A 16,586-nucleotide genomic window follows, 5' to 3' on the forward strand; every position below is an offset into this window, starting at 1 on the left:
AATCGCGAGACCGGCAGCGGCTCAGTCCGGGACGAGCGGCGAGGCAGCCAGAGGGCTTGCGTGCTTTGCCGCGGCCAACCCCTGCTCCAAGGCCTGCGCCGTACGGGTGGCGCGCGCCTTCTTCAGCTCCGGAAGCACCTTCGTTCCGAGCAGCTCGATCGAGCGCAACACCGCCGAATTCGGCAGGAAGCCGAAGTTCATGTAGCAGAGCAGCTGATCGACGCCGGCTTCCTCGTACCGGAGCAATTTCTGCACGCATTCCTCCGGCGTGCCGACGATCACCATGTCTTCCTTGTCGAACTCGGTGATGTCGAAGTCGCCCCTGGCCTGCCTTTGAAGCAGCGGAAAGGCCTTTTCCTGCTGCTCGGCTGAAAGATGAGCGAACTCCCACTTCAGATGAAATTCGGCGAGGCCCTTGTACCACCACCACATCGAGTCCCAGAGACGGTTTTCCTCGAAGGTGTCCCGGGAATCGGTGCAATGCACCAAGGTATAGATGCCCACCTTGTTGGTGTGCACGCTGGTCAGCGGCTTGGCCCGCTGCTGCGCCTGGCGGTAGTGGTCGATCAGCGTCTTGAGCTTGTCGAGCGGCTGCATGATGCTGAAGCAGAGCAGGCCGCAGCCGTTCTCCCCGGCCATCACCGCGCTGGACTCCGTGGACGCCGCCATCCAGGCGGGCGGATGCGGATCTTGCCACGGCTTCGGCGTCACCATCCGCTTCGGGAACTCGAGGAACTCGGAATGCTCCTCATAATACTGCTCCGCCCACATGCCGACGACAGTGCGCGCCGCGGCGCACATCTTGTCCTTGCTTCGGGCGATGTCGACGCCGAAGGCGGTCTGCTCCATCGGCGTCGAGCGACCCATGCCCCACACCGCGCGCCCGCCTGAGAGCACGTCGACGGTGGCGACCTTCTCGGCGACTCGAGCCGGGTGGATGAATTCGTGGGGCATCAGCGTCACGCCGAAGCCCAGCTTGATCCTCTTGGTGATCTGGGAGAGCGCGCCCAGCACCACCTCGTTGCACGGCATATGCGACCTGTTTTCGCGGAAATGGTGCTCGACGCACCAGACGGTGTCGAATCCCACCGCGTCAGCGAGGACGATTTGCTCGATGGATTCTTGGTAGGCCTTCCGCTCAGCCAGCCGCTGGCCCCAGGGGTGTTCGCCCTCCCAGGGCTGCGGCACATCGAATTCATAGAGTAAGCTAAGATCCATGGCGCAGCCTTCTTTCAAGAGTGTCAGTTGCTCAATGGTAGAATTCAGCATTGCCTTTGAGCAAATTCGAATTGATATCTGGCGCGAAAAACTTATATACGGAGAGCAATACGCAATCGGCATAGGCTGACAGCTGCGCCTGTCAGCGACGATTTCCTTGTATACGTATAGGCGGAGCCCGCGACCGAAGCTGCGCACCCGGACTGGGTGCAGACCGCCCGTGCGCGAGCGACGGCTGCTTGCCGAACTTTCGGCGGCCGCGCTCGCGCTTCTGTGGCGGACGCTAAACGCGGAACGCGCGTTTAGTATTGTCCGAAAGGATCAATTGCTTCTCGGTAGTGGAAAGGTGGTCGGTCGAGATGATCTCATCGAGCACGAGCGTGCCACGTGACGGACGCCACCTGTCCCGGCGGATCTGCGAGTAATACTGGCTTCCATAGACGACCCGCTCAGCGCCGAATTGCCGGGCGAACTCGATCACCAGGTCGACCAGGCTGCAGGAGGCGGTGTCAAAGATGATGTTCGGCGCGACGTCGGCGATGAAGAAACACTCCTGCAGCCCGTCGAAAGTGTAGAACGGCTCCAGGGCGACGAGCTGCAGGTCGGGCAGCGCCCGCGCCACCTTGCCGAGGCGCCAAAGCGCCTCATGCAGAACGACGTTGGAGGCGTGGATCAGCGGAACCAGGTTGAGCTCGCCCATCCGCTCGAGGATCTTCATCATCCACGGGCTGTCGATCGTCACCCCGCCGAATTCCGTGTGGAAGCTCACGCCCTTGAGCCCCAGCTCGACGATCCGGTCGAGCTCGTCCACCGCCGCCTGCTGATCGAGCGGCTCGACGATGCCGACGGCGACGGGAAACCGGTCGGGCATGGCGTCGCGATAGCGGGCGATGGCCTCGTTCTCGGCGTGCGTCGCCTGGGCGCCCGCGGCGCGGTTGTAGTTGTGCCCGGGGATGGCCACGGCACGGCCGATCCGCATGCGATCCATGAACTCAAGCCGACAGGCGACCTCCGCCGGGTCTATGCGAGCGCCGCTGACTTGGGTGTCGGTGACGAAGCCATGGGCGTCGCCGGTCGAGCCCATGTGCTGGTGGATATCGAAGATCTCGAAATCATGCGCCTCGGTCATGGTGCTCCTCCGAATGACGGCCGCCACAGAGCGGGCGGCCAGACCGTCTCGCGTCGTGGCGGCGACATGGAATGCCGATCACCTGAGGGCCGCGCCGGCGCGGCCGCAGCGCTAGGGCCACCCGGCGCCCGGGACGTCGACCTCCATCATATAGAGGCCGGACGTGTCGACCTCGGCGGGATCGTCGGGCGAACGCTTGAGTCCGGTGTCGTGCCCAGGTCCCATGTAAAGGCTGCCGTGCGGCTTCGACGGATCGCTGCTGGGAAGCCGGCGGACGTCGGTGGCGACGATGAACAGCGTGCGCCGCCCCTCCCCGCCCAGCATGCAGGCGACCGCGCCGGGGATCGAGTACCTTTGCGCCACTTCGCCGCTGGACAGAACGCCGACGACCTCGCCCGAGTATGGCGAGCAGGCCCAAACGGCGCCTTCCGCGTCGAGGCAGATTCCATCCGGCCAGGTATGCTCGAACTCGACAAGCACGCGCTTGCCGCTGAGGCGGCCTTGCGGATCGCGGTCAAAGCGGACAATGCGCCTGGCGTAGATCTCGGCCATGATGAAGCTGCGCCCGTCGGGCGTGATCACCGCCCCGTTCGGCGAGCAGATTTGCTCCACGGGCGCCGCCGACTCGCCGTCCGGCTCGACGACGATCAGGGAATCCGGCCCGCCGGGTTCGCGATAATGAACCGCCGGAGAGACCTTGGTGCTGCGCGTCCCGACATAGGCCCGCCCGTCTCCGTCCACGACCATGTCGTTCAGCCACTCGCCAGGCAGCCCCCGAAGGTCCGCGTGGAGCGAAAGCCGGCCGTCGCGCCACCGTAGCAGTTGGCGTTTGCGCATCGAGGCGATCAGGAGCCCGCCGTCAGGCATGAAGCCGAGTGCGGCCGGGGCGTCGTCGAGTTGCAGCACCACCTCGGACGGCTGGCCCAGCACCATCCGGTTCACCGTCTTCCTATAGTAGTCGGAAAACCAGAACGCGCCGCCATGCCATCGCGGACTTTCCGGACTGTTGAGGTCGAGGTGCGTTCTCGTCGGACCATCAGCTCTCGACACGGCGGTTCACTCCCACACTTCATTCATTTGCGACACCTATAGGCGCCGGCTGACAAGGCTCGCAAACTATAAGGCCTGCTACGAAAAGACATTCGTATGGACGCAACTCGATGCGTAACTATGGATGTTCGGTCGAGGCGCCGCGGCGAGCTTGTTCAGTACCGCCCTCCCCGGCCCGGCGAGCGGTCAACTCCCCGGGATCGGCGTGGCGAGAGGCTGGCCGGCGTAGAACCGGTTGAGATTATCCAACACCATCGCGCCGATATTTTCCCAGGAACCGCGGCCAATCCCGCCGATGTGAGGACTGAGCAGGGAGTTGGGAACATCGGCCCAGCGGGTGTCCCTCACCGGCTCCTGGCCATAGACGTCGGTGGCGGCTCCGCCGATGGCGCCGGTCCGCAACGCCGCGATGAGCGCCTCCTCATCCACGGCCGAGCCACGCGAAACGTTGACCAGAAGTCCCTCCGGACCGAGCGCCTCGAGCACCCGCATATCGACGAGACCGCGGTTGGATTCGTCCGCCCGATGGGCCAGAAACAGGACGTCGCTCTCCTGCGCCAGCTCGAGCACGCTTGCGACCCACGGGTATTTTACGTCCGGCTTGGGGCGGGGTCCGAACCAGCGCACCTGACAGCCGAACGCCGTCAGCCGCCGCGCCAGCAGCTTGCCGATCGCACCCATTCCGACAATCCCGACCCGAAGGTTACGGATCGAGGGCATGCTCATGATGCTTCCGGGGTCCAGCCACAGACCAGCGCGGACGCGACGATCACCGTCCGCGACCCGCCGGACCAGGCCGAGGAACAGCGCCATCGCGTGATCCGCCACATCCTCCGCATTTGCGCCCGGCGCGTGGGTGACCGCAATCCCCCGGGCCAGCAGCCGGTCGGTTTGCAGCCCCTCGTAGCCGGCGCCCATGACCGCGACCAGCCCCAGGTTGGGAAGCGTCTCGATGAGTTCGGGCAACGGCCGGCCGCCAGAGGTTACAATCGCGCGAACATCCGGATATTCACGGACGATCTTCTCGAGTGTCTCGGGGGTCCAATCTACCAGATGGTACTTATCGATGTATTTCTTGATAAAGCCCAAGGCCCTATCGATAAGTACATAGGGTGAGGATGGATCGGTCATCGTTTATACCTCCCGGGGCGCCTGACGCGGCGCGCTTATTGAGCATCGGCGATCATCTGCGCCCCACGCAGAAGCCCGGCGATGTCCGCAGCGAACCGACACGACGCGCCGCGCGTCGTCGCGGTCAGTTCCTGTAGTCAGGGCAAAGCCGATCGAGCTTTCGTAGTAAAGCCGGCCAGACATAGTTGCGCGCATAGGCGGCGCTCTGCTCGTTGCGGCGCGGGCCGGCCTTCATCTTGTCGACGACGGCCGGGTCCGGCATGCGGCAGGGGCGGCCCATCCCCAGGGTTTTGACCTGGAAGGTGCAGGCCTTCTCCAGCGTGTACATGCGAGAGAACGCTTCGGCCACGGTGGCGCCGACGGCCAGGGTGCCGTGATTACGGAGAAACATCAGGTCGTTGTCGCCGAGATCGGCCACCAGGCGCTCACGCTCGCCGAGGTCGACCGCCACGCCCTCGTATTCGTGCACGCTCACCCTGCCGGCGACGATCATCGCCGTCTGGTTCAGCGGCAAGAGTCCTTCGTCAAGGGCTGAAACGGCGACGCCGTCCTCGGTGTGCAGATGCATGACGCAGCCGGCGTCGGGGCGCGCTTGATGCACCGCGCTGTGGACGACGAAGCCCGCCTTGTTCACCGGCTCGTCACTGTCCGACAGGATGTCGCCCTCGACGTCGACCTTCACGAGGCTGGAGGCGGTGATCTCCTCGAACAATATGCCGTACTGGTTGAGCAGGAACGCTTCCGGCTCGCCCGGCGCCGACGGCAGCCGGACCGAGAAGTGCGTGGCGATCAGGTCGTCCCACCCGAACAGCGCCGCCAGGCGGTAGGCCGCGGCCAGGTCTCGACGCAACTCGTGCTCTTTGGGCGGGTCTGTCCGGTTCGGCTCGCGCGACCCCTCGCGAAACATCGCAATGTCTGTCATGGGCCTTCTTCGGTTGGTCGGTCAGGAACAGGCCCAGACGCTACGCTCGCGCCGAGGCGGACGCACCTGATCGCAATCTCTAATCAGCTATCTGAAATTTCGCTGCGCGGATGAAGTCGATCAGCGGCTTTTGTGTTTTTGCGGCCCGCCCCAACCCTTTATTTTAAATTGCATTATTACGCGCCGCGGCGTAACCCGTCAACGTCGGCCTCGAGGACATGGCTGCATGGTCTCGCCGCCGACCCTACCCCTGCAGGGCTAGGAGGCGCATTGTCCGCTTCAGCAAACGCGACCGCCGGCTGGCTGACGCTTCACACGCGTCGCACAAAGTGAGCCAAGAGGAAGGAGAGACATGCCAGGCCAGGATGAAACCTACGACTTTGTCATCGTCGGCAGCGGCGGCGGTTCGATGTGTGCTGCGCTGCTGATGAGGAGCATGGGCAAGACGGCGATCATTCTTGAGAAGATGGAGGTCGTCGGCGGCTCCACGGCAATGTCGGGCGGAGTCCTGTGGCTGCCGAACAACGGTCTCAACCGTGCGGCCGGGGTCCCGGACTCGCCCGAGCTGTCGCTCAAATACCTCGAAAGCTTGACTACACCTGATCCCGGCCGCGGCGGGACGCCGCAGCGCCGCAAGGCGTTCGTCGATAACGCGCCGGTGATGTTGGATTTTCTACAACGGCAAGGCATCCAGCTCGAGCGGGCGGGCGGCTATTCCGACTACTACGACGACCAACCCGGCGGGCTTGCCGAAGGGCGCGCTGTGGTCGCGCGCATCTTCGACGTCAACAGGTTGGGGCGCGAGTGGGCCGGCAAGCTTCGGCTCACCGGACTGACGCTGCCGCTGACGATCAAGGAGGTTTGTCGAATTGTTCTGGTGAGACGGACCTGGGAGGCCCGGGCCGTGGCCGCCCGGCTTATGTGGCGGCTGCTCAAGGGCAAACTCACAGGTCAGCGCCTCGTCGGCACGGGCGCAGCGCTTCAGGGACGCATGCTGGAGGCCAGCGTGAAGGCCGGGGTGGAAATCCGCGTCAACTCGCCGGTGCGCAAGCTGATCGTGGAAGATGGCCGGGTATGCGGCGTCGTTGTCAGCCGCGACGGCAAGGATCAACGCGTCCTGGGCAAACTGGGCGTGCTCATCAATGCCGGAGGATTCGCCCGCAACGAGCAGATGCGGTCGAAATACCAGCCCGGAAGTTCAAGCGCCTGGACCAACGCCAATCCCGGCGACACGGGCGAAATGATCGAGGAGGTGCTGCGGGTCGGCGGCAGCGTCGACCTGATGGACGAGAGCTGGTGGATCAGCGTCAGCGTCCCGCCGAATGCCGGCAGCATGTTGCCGATGCACCTGATGGACATCGCCAAGCCTCACGCCTTCCTCGTCGACGCGGGCGCGCAGCGTTTCTGCGACGAAGCCGCCTCCTACATGGAGGTGGGCCAGCGGCAGCTGGCGCGCACGCGGCAGGGCGTGAACGCCACGCCCGCCTGGATGATCTTCGACAGCCAGCACCGGTCCAAATATATGGTGAGCGGCGCCCAGCCGGGGCGGACGCCTCGCGAGTGGGTGGAAGCCGGCTACCTGAAGGTCTCGGACACGCTCGCGGACCTGGCCCGCCAGTGCGGGCTCGACCCCGACGCGCTGGCCGCGACCACGGAACGGTTCAACCGCTTCGCCGATCGCGGCGTCGATGAGGATTTCCATCGCGGGCGGCGGCGGTACGACAGCTGGTTCGGCGATCCCACGCACAGGCCCTCGGCGACCCTCGGGGCCGTCCGCAAGGGGCCCTTCTACGCCCTGCAGGTCTATCCCGGCGACGTCGGCACCGCGGGAGGCGTGGTCACCGACGAGCATGGCCGAGCGCTCACGGCGGACGGCAAGGTCATTCCGGGTCTTTACGTCACCGGCAACTCCGCAGCGCCCGTGACCGGCCACTATTACGTCGGGCCGGGCACCAGCATCGGCGCCTCCTTCACCTTCGGCTTCCTGGCCGCAAAGCACGCGACCGCCGGCTCCAGGACCGCGGTGGCGCACGACGAGGATCAACGTCCTTACCGTGCCGGCATGTCAACACATTGAGATCGAGCGACTGACGATGACTGTCGAAGACCTTTTGGCGCGAGAAGAAATTCGCCGCACCCTGGCCGGCTACAACCTGGCCGGAGACCGACTTCGCGTCGACGAGGTGGTCAACTGTTTCACCGCCGACGGAGTCCTGGAAATCCCAGGGGCCCGCTTTTCCGGACGGGAGCGGATCCGAGAATTCATGAGCGGGAGGGGACCGTCCACGGAGGGCGCTGCACGGCCGCGCCCGACCTTCGTCAGGCACCACATCACCACCTGCGGCATCGAGCTCACGGGGCCGGACACGGCGACGGCGCGGACCTATTACGCGGTCTATACCGATGTCGGCCCGGATCACTGCGGCTATTATGTGGACGCCTTCCGCAAGGAAGACGGTCGCTGGCTGATCGCGGAGCGCAAGGCGCGGCTCGATTGGCGATCGCCCTCCAGCTTGATGGTCGCCGCCCCAAGCGCGTGAGGCGCGGCGGGCCAGGCCCCAGCCGTCAGGCTTCTCCCGCCTGCTTCTTGTTCGCCGCCGCCATGGCCTTGGAGTCCAGGTTGCCGATCGAGCTTCCCAGGACCAGGTCGTTCTGGGCGTGGGCGAAGTGATGCATGTGGTAGACCGCATCCATCGTCGCGCGCTTGCCGCGAAGGTCCTCGGCGTGGCTGATCGCCTGCTTGGTGAGCCAGAGGCCCAGCGCCGGCCGCTCCGCCAGCTGGTTTGCGATCTTGGCGCATTCGTCGCGCAGGCGTTCACGCGGCGCGACCCGGTTGACCATGCCGAAGTGATGCGCGCGCTCCGCGCTCATCCGTTCTCCGAGCATCAGGAATTCGGCCGCCACACGCGGGGGCAACTCGAAGGCGTGCGCCCAGTATTCGACGCCCGGAATGCCCATCAGCAGGACCGGATCCTGGAAGAAGGCGTCCTCCGAGGCGACGATCAGGTCGCACACCCAAGCCAGCATCAACCCGCCGGCGACGCACGCCCCCTGGACCATGGCGATCGTCGGCTTGGCGATCTGTCGCCAGCGCCGGCAGAGGCCGAGGTAGACTTCCTGCTCGCGCGTGTAGAGGAACTCCGCCGCGGGCTTGTCCGCATGGTCGGGGAACAGATGGACCCGCGGGCGGCTGACCCCCACGTCGCGTCCGGGGGTGCCGATGTCATGGCCGGCGGAAAAGTGCTTTCCCTCGCCGCCGAGCACGATCGCCTTCACCGCAGGATCATCGACTGCGCGCCGGAACGCCGCATCCAGGGCGTAGAGCAGCTGCCCGTTCTGCGCGTTGTGGAACCTGGGGCGGTTCAACATGATCCAGGCGGTGGATCCTTCGACGCCATAGGACACCGGCTCTTCGGTCTCGTACGTCGGGTTGGCCGCCCTTGCGAAATCGTCCGTCATGCTGCCCTCTCTCGGCCCTGGCCCGCTCACGCGATTGCGCCTGACGTTCGCCGGCCGGACTCATCCGGCTTTTCCATCGCAGAAACGCCTCCGATCGACAGTTCTCGCCACGATCGGGCCGGCGATTTCACAATCATGATAGGCCCGCCGCCTGGCTCGGCCCAGGCGGCTATTCGATCGCGCCAATCTCGGCGCCCACGGGGTAGACGGCGCCAGCCGCCGCCCTGTGGATCAGCCGACCGGCGACGGGAGCGGCAATGTCCTGCGCCGCCTTTCCGGTCTCCAGGACATAGATCGGATCGCCCTCGGCGACCTGCGCGCCGTCCGCGGCCAGCCATTCGGCCAGGCCGCCCTCGGACATCGCCATCTCCAGCTGCGGGATCGTCAGAATGGTGCTCATCGAGACTCCTGGGCTCTTATTTGAACGCCACCAGCTCACGCGCGCGGGCGGCGATGGCCGGGGCGTACGGGATCTGGTTGAACTCAATCTCGGGGGAATAGGCGATCGGAGCGTATTCCGCGCCGAGCCGGTCGGCCGGCGCCTTGAGCGTGCTGAACAGCTCCGCATTCAGAGTTGCGGCGATCTCCGAGCCCAGACCGCAGAACTCGGTCGCGGCGTGCACGACCAGGGCCCTTCGGGTCTTGCGCACGGAGTCCAGCACGCGGTGATAGTCGAGCGGCAGCAGCGTGCGCAGGTCGATGACCTCGGCGCTGACGCCCTCCTTGGCGAGGTCCTCGGCGGCCGACATGCACTGATGCACCTCCCAGCCGTAGGAGATCAGGGTGATGTCCGTCCCCGTGCGGAGCACCTTGGCGACCCCGAGCGGGATCCGGTAATCGCCCGCCGGCAACTCCCCGCGGAAACTGCGCAACAGCGTCATCGATTCCAGGTGCACGCAGGGGTCCTCGTCAAAGATGCAGCTGAGCAGCAGCCCCTTGGCGTCGAGCGGATTGCTCGGATAGGCGACCTTCAGGCCCGGCGTGTGCAGCAGCCACGCTTCCAGCGACTGTGAATGCTGGGCGCCGAAGCCGCCGAGCCCGCCGCCGGTCATGATCCGCATGGTCATCGGCACATGGGTCGCCGCGCCCGACATGTAGCGCTGCTTGGCCGCATGGTTGACGATCTGGTCGAGGCACACGGCGGTGAAGTCGCTGAACATGATCTCGGCGATCGGCCTGAGGCCCGCGAGCGCCGCCCCGGTGCCGGCGCCGATGATCGACTGCTCGGCGATGGGCGTCGGCCGCACCCGCTGGGGGCCGAACGTCGTCTGCAGGCCTGCGGAGGTCTTGAAGACCCCGCCCGGCGGATCGCCGATGTCCTCGCCCAGAAGGAGGACGCCTGGATCGGCCTCCATGGCGATCCGCTGCGCCTCGACGATCGCCTCGTTCATCAGCACCGTGCGCCGCTCGCCCGCCGGCTCGGGCTCGGCGGCGCGAATGGGGTAGCGGCCGCGGCGGGGAATGACGTCGGGATCGCCGTAGACGTCGACGAGCATCTCCGCGACGGGCGTGACGGGGCTGGCCAGCGCAGCCGCCACGGCGGAGTCCACCTCGACCTGGACCTCGCGGTCGATCCGCTCCAGCTCGTCTTCCGTGCAGACCCCCGCCTCGAGCAGCCGGGCTCGCGTCCGCGGAGCAGGCGCGGCGGCCTTGCCCGCCTTCAGCTCTTCGCGGGTCAGCTCGGGGCTGTCGCCGACGCCGGCGTGACGGCCGAGGCGCAAGGTGACCGCCTCGACGAACACCGGGCCCTCGCCGCGCCGCACCGCCTCGACGATCGGCTTCATGGCGTTGAAGAAACCGATCGGGTCGTTCCCGTCGAGCTTCACGCCTCGGAAGCCATAGCCCGCCGCACGAGAGGCGAAGTCCGGGCTCGCCGTATAGTCCGGAATCTTAGTATACTCGGCGATCTGGTTGTTCTGGCACAGGAAAATCACCGGCAGCTTCCACACGCCGGCCAGGTTCATCGCCTCGTGCACCGCGCCGATGGAGGTCGCCCCGTCGCCGAAGTTGACCACGGTGACGCGGTCCTCGCCGCGAAGCTGAGCGGCCATCGCCAGCCCGTTGGCGATCGGCGCGCCGGCGCCGACGATCGCCGTGGTCAGCATCGAGCCGGAGGCCGGGTCGGAGATGTGCGGCGCCCCGCCCTTGCCCTTGTTCACTCCGCCGATCCGGCTCAGCGCCTCGGCGAACAGCCGGTCGAGCGGCACGCCCTTGGCCACCTGATCGTGGATCCCCCGATAGGTGGTGACCATGTAATCGCGCGCCGTCAGCAATTGCGACAACACCGCCGGGATCGCCTCCTGACCGGTCATCGGCCAGTAGTTGAACCGCAGTTGGCCGCTGGAAAGGCCGGCCTGTATCGCCTTGTCCACGGCGCGCACCCGCGCCATCTGCCGGTAGATCGCCTGCAGCACCGCCGGCTCGATCCCCAGATTGCCGCTCACCTTCTCGCCGACGCTCATCGCCGCCTCCATCGCCGCCCAGGGGCGCCGCAAGCCCCGCAGCGCCTCACGCCAACCATCGTCAGCGCCGGGCTCGTCGCAGGTCGCCGTGCTTCGAGACGGGCGCTCGTGAGCGGCGAGGACTTTACGAACACTGTGCGCTTCGCCGTCGATACGGCGCGATGAACCTCACTGGCTTTGACCGGCTGCGGCGCCGACGTCCAGCATCCGGCGAGATTCATCAGCTATATGAAAACTGGTCAGGCGCGAGGCGACCTCGCAGCGCGTGGGCGCGCTTGACCTATTTTCCGCGGAAGGTCGGCTTGCGTTTTTCGACGTGGGCGCGGGTGGCCTCGGTGAAATCCTCGGTCTTGAAGGTGTAGGCCTCGTAGGCGATGGAGGTCTCGAAGGCGGCGCCGGTCATCTGCTTCAGGGCGACGTTCAAGGACGCCTTGGTGTAGTTCAGCGCGTGCGGTGGCTGAGCAAGCAGCCGCTGGACGACCCCGTCCACATAGCCGTCGAGCTCCTCGTCCGGGATCACGCGGTTGATCAGGCCGATCTCGGCCGCATCCTCGGCGCTGATCGGGTCGCCCAGCATCAGGGCCTCCTTGGCGCGCCGCAGCGCCCCCAACGCCGGCCACAGCAACACGCCGCCGTCGCCCGCGACCAGCCCGACCCGCACGTGGGAATCGCGGAACTTGGCCCCCGGGGCCGCATAGACGAGGTCGCAGGCGAGCGCGAGCGTGACGCCCACGCCATAGGCCGCGCCGCGCACCTTCGCGATCGTGGGTTTCTCACAATCGAGGATGGCGTAGGCATGCTTCTTGGCCAGCCGTGTCATGGGGAACACGGGATTGGCGACGTCGAACCGCCCGCCCAACCTGCTGGCGTCGGCGCCGGCGCAGAAGTCGGCGCCGTCCCCCTGGAGGACGATCACGCGGACCTCCGGATCGAGCCACACGTCCTCCCAGATCCGCGTCAGCTCTGCGCTCATGGTCGGGTTCGTGGCGTTGCGGCGGCCGGGATTGGATAGGGTGATGGTCATCACGCCATCCTTCTTGTCGAGGCGCAGCGCCTCGTAGCGGCTGTAGTCGTAGGCGCTTTGGCTCGTGCTCAACGTGAAGCTTCCTTCCCCAGCTGCTCGCCTCGACGAAGACCCGGTCGTGACCGCGGAGCTCCTTGACCCTCGCCGCAGCTGCGCCAGGGACAATCTCCATTTGCCTTGAATTCAAATCTGGCGCGGCGTAGCCGCCTCAACTAGATAGGCCAGGCGGCCGCTCGCGAACAGCGCGGAGCCGCATCTGTTTGGATTTTAGCAGCTTATCTTCCGCCCAGCTTGGCGGGCGGCCTCCTCGACGCATACTATCAGTCCAATAGAATTTCATTTCAGCCGGAAAACGACGATATGGCGCGAGCGCGTGCAACCTCCTCCAAGCCGCGAGCGGCGAAGCCGGCTGCGCATGAGCCGTCCGCCGCCAGGGCGGAAGAGCGACGCCGCGAGATCATTCTCGCCGCGGCCGCCGAGTTCGCGCGGAAGGGCTATGCCGAGACGACCCTCGGCGGCATCGCCAAAAGGCTCGGCATTCACACGGCAGGTCTCTACTACTACTTCGAAAACAAGGACGCGATCGTCGTCGCGCTTCTGCAGTTCGCCGCCGAACGGATGACCGCCGAGAGCCAGCAGATGCTGGAGGACCTGCCCGACGTCACGCCGCTCGATCAGATGAAGCTGCTGATCCGCGCCTATGTCGCCCGGACCGCCGAGCGCGATGACGTGGGGCGCGCCTTCTACAAGATCTTCGACCAGGTCTCTCCGGAGCTGCGCCGCAACTGTATCCGCGGCCCGAAGTCCTACCTGCGCCTCTGGCGGGATACGGTCACCCGCGCGGTCGAGGCCGGACAGATCCGAAGCGATGTTCCGCCCAGCCTCCTGCGGCTCTTCCTGATCGGAAGCATGTTCTGGATCGTCGAATGGTATAAGCCCGGCGGTGAGAACAGCCTCGACGAGATCAGCGACGCGCTGATCGCCATCTATCTCGGGAACGGCGAGCCGCCGGAAAAGCCGGCGCGCCGCGCCGCCAGCGAGACCAAGCCGCGCAAGACGACGCGGGCGCCGCGCACCGCGTCGCGAAGCCGCCAGGCTGTCTAGAACGCGTTCCGCAAAAGTGGATCCGGTTTTGCGATCAGAACGCGCTCCAGCTCTTGGAACGGCCGGCCTGGGTCGCCCTAAAGGCCCGCCACGGCGGTGGCGACGCTCTTGATCCTCCAGGTCTGCGAGAGCCGGGCGCCGAGCCAGTGGGCGAGCGCGGCGTTGACCTCGACCGGCTTCTCCTGCTGCACCCAGTGACCGGCCTCGACGACATGCTCCTCAAGATCGGGGCAGTATTCACGCATGGGGCGGGCTAGATCCGAGCTGATCGTCGCGCACGACATGTCGTAGACCGCATGGATAAAGCAGACCGGCATCTCAAGTCTTCCGCCCCTCACCGCGCGCCCGGCGTACTCTGCGTTCAGGTCCTGGTTATGGTAGTACTTGTTGGCGCCGGCAAAGCCGTGACGCTTGAAGTTGGAAACGAAAGCCCAATAGGCGGCCTCGTCGAGAACGGCCTCGTCGCGCTCGAAACCGCGGGTGGCGTCCAGCAGCGGCTGCCAGCCGGCGGGCGCCTTGATCAGTCCGGCGGGGGAGGCTGCGCCGAAGTGCGCCGCGTCCCCCCGGCGGAAGATGAGCCGGACGGAATGCTCGACGTCCGCATCGAGGGCGGCGGTGACGGTCTCGTGGGCCTCCAGGTGATAGTTCCAATAGGCCCACTGCCCCTGCGGGAACCGGTCCTGCGGATAGATCTCGCGGTTCACCAGCGGCACGACGCTGGCGAGCGTGAACCCGCCGGGGAGATAGGGAACGCACAGGTTCGCAACCGCGATGCAGGCTTCCGGGTGATGGCTCGCCAGGGCCCAGACCACGGCGGCGCCCACGTCGTGACCGACCCAGACCGCCTGATCGCGGCCAAGAGCCTTCAACAGCTCGAGCATGTCGCGGACGCACTCCTCCATGGAATAGTCCTCGAACCGGTCGTAGGCGCTCGACCGTCCGTAGCCACGCATGTCCGGCGCGATCACCCGGTAGCCGAGGGCGGCGAAGACAGGCAACTGATGGCGCCAGCTTATCGCCAGCTCCGGCCAGCCGTGCACGAAGATCAACGGCACCCCGTCGGCCGGACCGGCCTCGAGATAGGACGTCATGTGGCGCGCGGTGGCCACGACCCGCTCGGTGACCTGAAGCGTCATTCGACCTAATTTCCTTTAGAATTAACTCCTGTTTGTGGCAGACTCCCCGCCGGCCTGCAAGCCGGTCCAGCAGGGGCGCATGTATGCAGAGGCGATCGACGGCGGATCCACCTCTCCCGGCGCTTTGCATCGGCTCCGGCAATTGTGTCAGGATTTGCGCATTCGGAGTTAAACACCATGCCCTCAGTCGTGATCGTCAGCGCCGCCCGGACGGCGATCGGCGCCGCCCGCAAGGGCTCTTTGGCCCGCACGCCCGCCGAACGCCTCGCGGCGACGGCCGTCAAGGCGGCGGTGGAGCGCTCCGGCTTCGCGCCGGAGGAGATCGATGACGTCGTACTGGCCGAGTCGCTCTACGGCGGCGGCGCCGTCGCCCGCCACGCCGCCGTAGAGCTCGGCATGACGCGGGCCGCCGGCATGGCGGTCAACCGGCACTGCGCCGGCAGCCTGAGCGCGATGGGCGTCGCGGCGGGATCCATCCTGGCGGGGATGGAGCGGGTGATGGTGACGGGCGGCGTCAACTCCAGCTCGCTCTCGCCCCAGATGATGCAGCCCGACCCTGCGACCGGCGAATTGCAGCGCTGGTGGCCGCCGACGCATCCGGATTCGCCGGAGGCGCCAAATCTGGACATGTCGATCACCGTCGGCTGGAACACGGCCAAGGAGCTCGGCCTGACGCGCGAGGAGCTCGACCGTTGGGCGTTGCGCTCGCACCAGCGCGCGGTGACCGCCATCGACGAGGGCCGTTTCATCGAGGAGATCGCCCCGATCACCGTGCGCGACGCCGAGGGCGCCGAGTTCGAATTCAAGGTGGACGAGCATCCCCGCCGCGGGACCACGCTGGAGAAACTCGCCAGCCTCGCGGTCCTGCACCCGGAGATCGAAGGCTTCTCCATTACCGCGGGCAACGCCAGCGGCGGCAACGACGCGGCCGCGGCGATGGTCGTCACCGAAGCGGACATCGCCAGGCGCCGCAACGCTCCGGTGCTCGCCAAGGTCCTGGGCTGGACCGCCATCGGCGCAGATCCGGCGAGAACAGGGCTCGCCGTCGCCCCGGTCGTGGAAAAGCTGCTCTCCCGGACGGGCCGGCGGATCGAGGAGGTGCGGCTCTGGGAGATCAACGAGGCGTTCGCCTCGGTCCCGCTCGGCGCCTGCCGGATCCTGGGATTGTCCGAGGACACGGTGAACATCTCCGGCAGCGGCTGCTCCCTCGGGCACCCGGTGGGCGCCAGCGGCGCCCGCATGCTGATCACCCTGGCGCACGACCTTCGCCGGCGCGGCGGCGGCCTAGGGGTCGCGGCGATGTGCGCCGGCGGCGGCCAGGCCGGCGCCGTCCTGATCGAGGTCTGAGCCGCATCCGGCGCCAGGCGAGCGCACGAGCGCTCGTCTGCACAATTCACGTTCATGATAACGGCGCGCCGCCTGCCTGCGACGACGAAGACTGCCGTATGGTCGGGCGGATTGTACTTCGCATGCGCCGCAGGCCTTCGCATTCCGGCGACGTCGATCCCAAGGAGCCGAGCGTGGCGCTCACACTCGAGGACCGTGTCCTGCTGCAGGACCTGATGGGCCGCTACTGCCTGATGGTGGACGCCGCCGATGAAGGCTGGGCCGACCTCTTCGTCGAGGACGGCGTTCTCGATGGGATCTATCCCGAGCCGCTGATCGGCCGCGAAGCCCTGCGCGTCGTGCCTCGGAACGCAAGAGAAGGGAGCGGCGGATTTTGGCGCCATCACCTGACCAGCGTCGCCATCGACGAAGCCGCCGGCGGCGCACGCCTTCGCGCCTACAACCTCGTCACGGACTGGCGTGACGGCGGCAAGCTGGTGATGAACGCGCGCTACAACGTTGAGGCGGTCCGGACCCCTGAAGGCTGGCGGCTCAAACGGGTCTACGCCGCGTTGGACCGATAGAACGCGGCAATTCGCGTTCAAATCCACAGCGTCCACGAAGC

The 16,586-nt window shown here is 66.5% G+C and carries 15 protein-coding genes; 5 read left to right on the forward strand and 10 right to left on the reverse strand.

What is annotated here, in order from left to right:
• Positions 1-21 precede the first annotated feature (21 nt).
• The 5 genes from VJS38_RS04730 to VJS38_RS04750 form a co-directional block, all read right to left on the reverse strand.
• On the reverse strand, positions 22-1,269 hold the full coding sequence (locus tag VJS38_RS04730; RefSeq protein ID WP_324086999.1) for an LLM class flavin-dependent oxidoreductase: 1,248 nt from the start codon (positions 1,267-1,269) through the stop codon (positions 22-24).
• Positions 1,270-1,501: 232 nt separating this feature from the next.
• Positions 1,502-2,347, reverse strand: a complete 846-nt coding sequence (locus VJS38_RS04735) for an amidohydrolase family protein (protein WP_324087000.1) — start codon at positions 2,345-2,347, stop codon at positions 1,502-1,504.
• A 111-nt stretch (positions 2,348-2,458) separates the two neighbouring features.
• Entirely contained in the window at positions 2,459-3,397 is a 939-nt protein-coding gene (locus VJS38_RS04740) for an SMP-30/gluconolactonase/LRE family protein (protein ID WP_324087001.1), read from the reverse strand.
• Between the two features lie 186 nt (positions 3,398-3,583).
• The gene (locus VJS38_RS04745; RefSeq protein WP_324087002.1) at positions 3,584-4,528 is read right to left on the reverse strand and encodes an NAD(P)-dependent oxidoreductase; all 945 of its coding nucleotides are present in this window, start codon (positions 4,526-4,528) and stop codon (positions 3,584-3,586) included.
• A 124-nt stretch (positions 4,529-4,652) separates the two neighbouring features.
• Complete coding sequence (locus VJS38_RS04750; protein ID WP_324087003.1) at positions 4,653-5,450, reverse strand: class II aldolase/adducin family protein; 798 nt, start codon at positions 5,448-5,450, stop codon at positions 4,653-4,655.
• A gap of 352 nt (positions 5,451-5,802) precedes the next feature.
• Between VJS38_RS04750 and VJS38_RS04755 the strand changes: the two genes are divergently transcribed.
• Entirely contained in the window at positions 5,803-7,527 is a 1,725-nt protein-coding gene (locus tag VJS38_RS04755; RefSeq protein ID WP_324087004.1) for an FAD-binding protein, read from the forward strand.
• Positions 7,528-7,543: 16 nt separating this feature from the next.
• Entirely contained in the window at positions 7,544-7,990 is a 447-nt protein-coding gene (locus VJS38_RS04760; protein ID WP_324087005.1) for a nuclear transport factor 2 family protein, read from the forward strand.
• Between the two features lie 25 nt (positions 7,991-8,015).
• On the opposite strand, the gene VJS38_RS04765 is transcribed toward VJS38_RS04760, so the two are convergent.
• The 4 genes from VJS38_RS04765 to VJS38_RS04780 all read right to left on the reverse strand — a co-directional run bounded on the left by VJS38_RS04765 (position 8,016) and on the right by VJS38_RS04780 (position 12,467).
• On the reverse strand, positions 8,016-8,909 hold the full coding sequence (locus tag VJS38_RS04765; RefSeq protein WP_324087006.1) for an enoyl-CoA hydratase: 894 nt from the start codon (positions 8,907-8,909) through the stop codon (positions 8,016-8,018).
• 169 nt (positions 8,910-9,078) lie between these two features.
• Entirely contained in the window at positions 9,079-9,309 is a 231-nt protein-coding gene (locus VJS38_RS04770; protein WP_324087007.1) for a lipoyl domain-containing protein, read from the reverse strand.
• A 16-nt stretch (positions 9,310-9,325) separates the two neighbouring features.
• Positions 9,326-11,371, reverse strand: a complete 2,046-nt coding sequence (locus VJS38_RS04775; protein WP_324087008.1) for an alpha-ketoacid dehydrogenase subunit alpha/beta — start codon at positions 11,369-11,371, stop codon at positions 9,326-9,328.
• 280 nt (positions 11,372-11,651) lie between these two features.
• Positions 11,652-12,467, reverse strand: a complete 816-nt coding sequence (locus VJS38_RS04780) for an enoyl-CoA hydratase/isomerase family protein (protein ID WP_324087009.1) — start codon at positions 12,465-12,467, stop codon at positions 11,652-11,654.
• A gap of 288 nt (positions 12,468-12,755) precedes the next feature.
• On the opposite strand from VJS38_RS04780, the gene VJS38_RS04785 reads away from it, so the two are divergent.
• Positions 12,756-13,499: a TetR/AcrR family transcriptional regulator gene (locus VJS38_RS04785; protein ID WP_324087010.1), complete on the forward strand. Its 744-nt coding sequence runs from the start codon at positions 12,756-12,758 to the stop codon at positions 13,497-13,499.
• A 77-nt stretch (positions 13,500-13,576) separates the two neighbouring features.
• On the opposite strand, the gene VJS38_RS04790 is transcribed toward VJS38_RS04785, so the two are convergent.
• Complete coding sequence (locus tag VJS38_RS04790) at positions 13,577-14,635, reverse strand: alpha/beta hydrolase (protein WP_324087011.1); 1,059 nt, start codon at positions 14,633-14,635, stop codon at positions 13,577-13,579.
• 177 nt (positions 14,636-14,812) lie between these two features.
• On the opposite strand from VJS38_RS04790, the gene VJS38_RS04795 reads away from it, so the two are divergent.
• Both VJS38_RS04795 and VJS38_RS04800 read left to right on the forward strand, forming a co-directional pair.
• On the forward strand, positions 14,813-15,982 hold the full coding sequence (locus tag VJS38_RS04795; protein ID WP_324087012.1) for a thiolase family protein: 1,170 nt from the start codon (positions 14,813-14,815) through the stop codon (positions 15,980-15,982).
• 173 nt (positions 15,983-16,155) lie between these two features.
• Positions 16,156-16,545 (forward strand): nuclear transport factor 2 family protein, encoded by a 390-nt coding sequence (locus VJS38_RS04800; protein WP_324087013.1) that lies wholly within the window; start codon positions 16,156-16,158, stop codon positions 16,543-16,545.
• Positions 16,546-16,586: the final 41 nt, after the last annotated feature.

This window comes from Phenylobacterium sp., assembly GCF_035276905.1.
Classification (GTDB): Bacteria; Pseudomonadota; Alphaproteobacteria; order Caulobacterales; family Caulobacteraceae; genus Phenylobacterium.

Excerpts from the sequence above, each read along its gene's own strand:
- VJS38_RS04730 (WP_324086999.1), bottom strand. The coding sequence starts at position 1,269 with ATGCTGAATTCTACCATTGAGCAACTGACACTCTTGAAAGAAGGCTGC.
- VJS38_RS04735 (WP_324087000.1), bottom strand. The coding sequence starts at position 2,347 with ATGACCGAGGCGCATGATTTCGAGATCTTCGATATCCACCAGCACATG.
- VJS38_RS04745 (WP_324087002.1), bottom strand. The coding sequence starts at position 4,528 with ATGACCGATCCATCCTCACCCTATGTACTTATCGATAGGGCCTTGGGC.
- VJS38_RS04750 (WP_324087003.1), bottom strand. The coding sequence starts at position 5,450 with ATGACAGACATTGCGATGTTTCGCGAGGGGTCGCGCGAGCCGAACCGG.
- VJS38_RS04755 (WP_324087004.1), top strand. The coding sequence starts at position 5,803 with ATGCCAGGCCAGGATGAAACCTACGACTTTGTCATCGTCGGCAGCGGC.
- VJS38_RS04760 (WP_324087005.1), top strand. The coding sequence starts at position 7,544 with ATGACTGTCGAAGACCTTTTGGCGCGAGAAGAAATTCGCCGCACCCTG.
- VJS38_RS04765 (WP_324087006.1), bottom strand. The coding sequence starts at position 8,909 with ATGACGGACGATTTCGCAAGGGCGGCCAACCCGACGTACGAGACCGAA.
- VJS38_RS04770 (WP_324087007.1), bottom strand. The coding sequence starts at position 9,309 with ATGAGCACCATTCTGACGATCCCGCAGCTGGAGATGGCGATGTCCGAG.
- VJS38_RS04775 (WP_324087008.1), bottom strand. The coding sequence starts at position 11,371 with ATGAGCGTCGGCGAGAAGGTGAGCGGCAATCTGGGGATCGAGCCGGCG.
- VJS38_RS04785 (WP_324087010.1), top strand. The coding sequence starts at position 12,756 with ATGGCGCGAGCGCGTGCAACCTCCTCCAAGCCGCGAGCGGCGAAGCCG.
- VJS38_RS04790 (WP_324087011.1), bottom strand. The coding sequence starts at position 14,635 with ATGACGCTTCAGGTCACCGAGCGGGTCGTGGCCACCGCGCGCCACATG.
- VJS38_RS04795 (WP_324087012.1), top strand. The coding sequence starts at position 14,813 with ATGCCCTCAGTCGTGATCGTCAGCGCCGCCCGGACGGCGATCGGCGCC.